Annotated in this window: 8 protein-coding genes and 1 pseudogene; 4 read left to right on the top strand and 5 right to left on the bottom strand. The window is 51.8% G+C overall.

Going from position 1 to position 4,446, the window contains the following annotated elements:
• The first annotated feature begins 380 nt into the window (after positions 1-380).
• The 4 genes from ACT3RR_RS22760 (at position 381) to ACT3RR_RS22745 (ending at position 2,225) form a co-directional block, all read left to right on the top strand.
• The gene (locus ACT3RR_RS22760; protein ID WP_409326009.1) at positions 381-974 is read left to right on the top strand and encodes a replication/maintenance protein RepL; all 594 of its coding nucleotides are present in this window, start codon (positions 381-383) and stop codon (positions 972-974) included.
• Positions 975-990: 16 nt separating this feature from the next.
• Entirely contained in the window at positions 991-1,422 is a 432-nt protein-coding gene (locus ACT3RR_RS22755) for a DUF29 domain-containing protein (protein WP_496201154.1), read from the top strand.
• A gap of 61 nt (positions 1,423-1,483) precedes the next feature.
• Positions 1,484-1,642 (top strand): DUF5993 family protein, encoded by a 159-nt coding sequence (locus tag ACT3RR_RS22750; RefSeq protein WP_496201153.1) that lies wholly within the window; start codon positions 1,484-1,486, stop codon positions 1,640-1,642.
• Between the two features lie 13 nt (positions 1,643-1,655).
• Positions 1,656-2,225 carry a disulfide bond formation protein B gene (locus ACT3RR_RS22745; RefSeq protein WP_496201152.1) on the top strand — a complete coding sequence of 190 codons (570 nt, stop codon included), beginning with the start codon at positions 1,656-1,658 and terminating at the stop codon, positions 2,223-2,225.
• 201 nt (positions 2,226-2,426) lie between these two features.
• Here ACT3RR_RS22745 and ACT3RR_RS22740 read toward each other — a convergent pair whose 3' ends face one another.
• The 5 genes and pseudogenes from ACT3RR_RS22740 to ACT3RR_RS22720 form a co-directional block, all read right to left on the bottom strand.
• Positions 2,427-2,660, bottom strand: a complete 234-nt coding sequence (locus tag ACT3RR_RS22740) for an MbeD family mobilization/exclusion protein (protein ID WP_496201151.1) — start codon at positions 2,658-2,660, stop codon at positions 2,427-2,429.
• Complete coding sequence (locus ACT3RR_RS22735) at positions 2,661-3,158, bottom strand: hypothetical protein (RefSeq protein WP_496201150.1); 498 nt, start codon at positions 3,156-3,158, stop codon at positions 2,661-2,663.
• Between the two features lie 370 nt (positions 3,159-3,528).
• A pseudogene (locus ACT3RR_RS22730) lies at positions 3,529-3,825 on the bottom strand (relaxase/mobilization nuclease domain-containing protein); the annotation flags it as partial.
• A gap of 65 nt (positions 3,826-3,890) precedes the next feature.
• Positions 3,891-4,190: a plasmid mobilization protein gene (locus tag ACT3RR_RS22725; RefSeq protein ID WP_496201149.1), complete on the bottom strand. Its 300-nt coding sequence runs from the start codon at positions 4,188-4,190 to the stop codon at positions 3,891-3,893.
• 63 nt (positions 4,191-4,253) lie between these two features.
• Positions 4,254-4,446, bottom strand: a 193-nt coding sequence (locus ACT3RR_RS22720) for a hypothetical protein (RefSeq protein WP_496201148.1), incomplete at its 5' end; no start/stop codon positions are given.

Raw genomic sequence — 4,446 nt, 5'->3', positions numbered from 1 at the left:
CGCCCCTGACGAAATCAGCAAGGACGATGTGGTTCAGCCCGCACCGCTCGCCGCAAGACCGGATTAGGGAGCGGCAACGCCGCGAGTCTGTCCGGTCGAGGAAGCGGAATAGAACAGGTACTACAGAGGAACGCTGATCACTCCCCCCTATATATAAGAATAAGAAGGGGATATTGGAATAAGTGCATATATCTATATGATTACATAAGGTTTGTATGTTTTTTCTACATGACATAGCTCATGACAGGTAACCATGACATAGCTCATGGCAGGGTGTGTCACAAAATTGGCATTTTTGTCTTGCTTGACGCCACGATGATTTGTCATACTTGCTGCCATAATTGGCATGATTAGGTGACATATACGGACAGGATGAACAGATGGCAGATGATGAGTACACAGGCCAGCTAGTTGAAAGAAATAAGAGACTTAATGAATTATTGCAAAATACTGCTGCGCAACTTGAAGAAGAGCGTCGTCTCAATTTACTGACAAAAAACCGAGTGACTGGCGGTTACTACATGATGAGCCGTGCCGCAGAAAAAAACCTCCGAGCTTTGCAGAAGGAAAACCCCACGGCTGCATTAGTTTTCAGTGTCATACGTGAAAATATGCAAATGGGAACAAATGCAGTCACCATATCAAACCCTGTGTTAGCCAAAATATTAGGAAAATCAGCGAGAACAGTTGCCAGAGCGACCAAGCATTTAGCCGAACATGCGTATGTTCAAATCGTGAAAGTAGGTAATACCAACACCTATGTGGTGAATGAACAAGTTGCCTTCGCTGGTTCTAAAGGGCAGAGGAAAGCCGTATTTTCAGCAACAGTTGTTGCGCATGAATGTGAACAGGATGAAGGCTGGGATCAGGTAAAGAAACTCAAAGCGATTCCGATTATTTACGACGACGAAAGACCTGTTTTAGGCGAAGAAGTGTTGCCACCGCCTGACCAAACCGACCTCGATTTAAATTGAACGAACGGAGGGAAATATGACTACCCGTTATGACAGCGATTTTTACGGCTGGACCCAAGAGCAAGCCGATTTAATCCGCGCTGGTAATTTTGAACAACTCGATGCTGACAATCTTCTGGAGGAAATAGAGTCTATGGGCCGCAGTGAGCGCAGGGAACTGGAATCAAGACTCGAAAAACTCCTCGCGCACATGCTTAAATGGCGTTATCAGGACAGTCGCCGCGGGAAAAGCTGGCTGCTGACCATCAAAGAGCAGAGGCGCAAATTTGCCGACTGTCTGGATGAAAACCCCAGCCTGAAAAGCCGTCTTGATGACTGTCTGGTGAAGGTCTACAGCTATGCAAAAATATCGGCGGCCAAAGAAACAGGCATCAGTGAAAACGTATTCCCGGACACCTGTCCGTGGACATTCGAGCAAATCATGGATACCGAGTTTTATCCTGATTGACATCCTCCTCGCCCTAAAGGGCGGGGAGGATGTCAACATTTGGCAATAACGGAGATTTATCATGTATATGTTCCTTCCCTTTCTTATCGCTTTGGGCACAGTGCTCAGTACGATAGTCGGCAAAAAGAAATTATCTTACATCTTGTGGCTTATCCTGTTGGTCATCAGCTTATTCTGGTTCAAGCACCATGCGACAGATCCGCTAAATCTTTCTTTCTGAATGGAATTGCATTATGGCGACTTCAATAAATGTTACTAAAGATAACGAACTGGCAAGAGAGTTAAATACAATCAGCCTGTTTGTCATTAGCGCAGCGCTGTTAGTGGCTTTTTATTATCAACTGGCACTGTTTGATTTACCCTGTCCACTCTGTTTGTTACAGCGCGTCGGACTGATATTGATTGGCTGTGGTTTCTTATTTAATGTGCGCTTTGGTATTAAAAGTGCGCATTACGGTATAGCGTTGATTGGTTGTGTAGTGACCGGATCGATCTCAGCACGCCAGATGTTTTTGCATATTCTGCCGGGTGATCCTGGTTACGGCTCGCCCTTCCTAGGTCTGCATTTCTATACTTGGGCTCTGTTGTCATCCATTATCGCCGTAGTGGCGATCGCCGTCATGATGATGCTGAGTAAAGAACGACCGACAACAGAAGAAACTATCTCCCTTCCGCTATTGGGGAAAATATCCATGGTGTTGTTTTCCTTAATGATAGTAGCTAATCTGATTTCAACCGTGCTTGAATGCGGTGGCGGACAATGCGCAGATAACCCAACATTCTACCTGTTGCTTGGGCATTGACCTCCTCCTCGCCCTTTAGGGCGGGGATTACAACAGCGATCAGACCGAAGTCTGACTCACCTCAGTGCCCTATTCCCGAACGAAACGGGCTGAGTCACATACTCGGCCCATGATATTGCCGCTGGCGTAACCGGCGTTCCTGTTCCTGACGCTGCCTTTGCGCTTCAATCAGCCGCTGCTGTTCCTCCTGCCGGTGACGCGCTATCGCCTGTTCTGCTCGTACAGGCTCCCAAAGCGCCGGAGCTGCTGCGTTAAGCTGTTCACCTGCTCCTGCAAGCTCATCACCTGCTGACTTAATCGCGCGTTGTCCTGAGCAGTACGCTCGAACATGCTCTGTAAATCGCGCTGCGCCTGTCCTGAGGCTTTCAACTGCCCGTTTAGCTCGCCCTGCAAATTTTTCAATGCGGTCAACAAATGCGTTTCCAACTCCGTCATTCAGTACCCCTTCACTATCCGGTAATTCTCGCCCGGACTCCCGTATGCCCCCGAGTCCGGGTCTATCTGGACGCACAGCCGCCCGCCGCACATACTCGTTTTCATCCGGCCACCCTGCTGCTCCAGCGTGCGGACCTGAATATCCATCTCTGACGCCTGACGCCGCAGCTCCGGTATCTGCCGGGCGTAGTATTGCGTCACGCCCCAGCCGCACAAAAAGATAGTCCCCAAGAGCATCAGCGCACTCAGCCACGGAATGAGCATCCGGCCTGTCACCAGTCGCCAGAGCAGCTTTTTCCGGCTCTCTGCATACTCCGCTGCTAAGGCTTCGGTCTGCGTTTTCATATCGCGCCGTATTGTATTCAGCTCGTCCCGCAATATGTCGTTCAACCCGCTGCGCAAATCGCTCAGATGCTCCCGCGTCAGGGATACCAAACTGGCGTTCTCTTCGGCTCTCTGCCGCTTCAACCGCTCTGCCAGCGGTAAATTCTCGTTCATACAGGGTTCCTTTCAGCCGCCAGCGTTGCCCGCTCTCCGGCTCTGATACCGTGATGTAATCTTTCCCTTCCCGCGTAACGGCAAGGCCCAAATCTGATACATGGTCAACCAAATCGCTGCGGTTGCGTATAACGCCCTGAGCGGCACGCTGAGACAATACGGCATCAATCAGCACCCTCACATCACCTTCGGGCTTTTCGCCCCGCCTGAGGGCCTCTGCGGCGATTTTAAGCGCGTGATCGGGCACAGCGACATCCCTGACCCTGTCCGGATCGTCCGGATCCGCATACCCGTACCGCGCATTGATTTCACTTCGGAGGTCATCAAACACCGCTTTTGTGGCCTCCCCGGGGGGGCGGATATTGAGGCTCTTTCCCGTCTCCAGCTCGACGCGGGGCGTGACGAAATGCAGCTCATGGTGTCCGGCGTGCGAATGACGCACCCAGAGGATGTTGTACCGGTCAGCCTCCAGTCCCGCAAAAGCGACCTGTTCGAACCGGTCCATAATGGCCTGCTCCTGCGCCGGTGTGACATTGTCCTCCGGCGCAAAAGACAGGACGCCCGACGTGTACCGGTGCTTAAATTCCAGTGAATCTATCAGCGCGGCCGTATCCTCAGGTGCACCCCGCAGCACAACGGGCGCCGCATTTTCTCTGCCCTGCCGCATCTCACTGGTCAGATAGTCAACGGGTGCACGACCGCCCCCCGCTCCGTGTCGGCTGAACCCAATAATCACCGGTTCATCTCCCTGATATGACGCTCGATCACCATCAGGTGAGAGACCACCTCAACCGCAGAGGCAGAGGATTTATGCGTATTCACCCAGCGGGCAATCATATTCAGGTTGGCGTTCAGCCGGTTCAGCATGGCCGTGCGCTCGCGATCTGCCTCTTTGTTCCGGACACGCACTTTCCCCAGATGATCCCGCACCATTGCAGACATTGAGCAGCCAGCAGAGTCAGCTAACTGCCTGAGCACCTCAAACTCCGCATCAGAGAACCTGACACGTAGCATATTTTCGCGTTTTTCCATGCTAAACTCACCCGAAATTTATGATGAAACAAGGCTACCCGATGTTGCTACATTTCGCTACGCTCAATTTCGCACATCGGGCCTTGCAATGGGCGGCTTCGCCTCCCCTTGACCCCTCCCTTGCAGCGGTCGCTTTGCTTCCTCGCCCAGGGCAACGGCGTCTGACAGGTGGAAGGCCTCACTGCGTGAACCCTCCACACCTGCCAAGCGTGTTTTATCCGGCGTGTCGTCAAGGGTGAAATGCACTCGCTCCGCT

The organism is Ewingella sp. AOP8-B2-18, from assembly GCF_052376015.1.
In the GTDB taxonomy this organism is placed as follows: Bacteria; Pseudomonadota; Gammaproteobacteria; order Enterobacterales; family Enterobacteriaceae; genus Ewingella; species Ewingella allii.
Note: the sequence above shows the minus strand (reverse complement) of the source record. Positions and strands in the feature narration are given on the sequence as shown.

Coding starts and splice junctions, on each gene's coding strand:
- ACT3RR_RS22760 (WP_409326009.1), top strand. CDS start 381: ATGGCAGATGATGAGTACACAGGCCAGCTAGTTGAAAGAAATAAGAGA.
- ACT3RR_RS22755 (WP_496201154.1), top strand. CDS start 991: ATGACTACCCGTTATGACAGCGATTTTTACGGCTGGACCCAAGAGCAA.
- ACT3RR_RS22750 (WP_496201153.1), top strand. CDS start 1,484: ATGTATATGTTCCTTCCCTTTCTTATCGCTTTGGGCACAGTGCTCAGT.
- ACT3RR_RS22745 (WP_496201152.1), top strand. CDS start 1,656: ATGGCGACTTCAATAAATGTTACTAAAGATAACGAACTGGCAAGAGAG.
- ACT3RR_RS22740 (WP_496201151.1), bottom strand. CDS start 2,660: ATGACGGAGTTGGAAACGCATTTGTTGACCGCATTGAAAAATTTGCAG.
- ACT3RR_RS22735 (WP_496201150.1), bottom strand. CDS start 3,158: ATGAACGAGAATTTACCGCTGGCAGAGCGGTTGAAGCGGCAGAGAGCC.
- ACT3RR_RS22725 (WP_496201149.1), bottom strand. CDS start 4,190: ATGGAAAAACGCGAAAATATGCTACGTGTCAGGTTCTCTGATGCGGAG.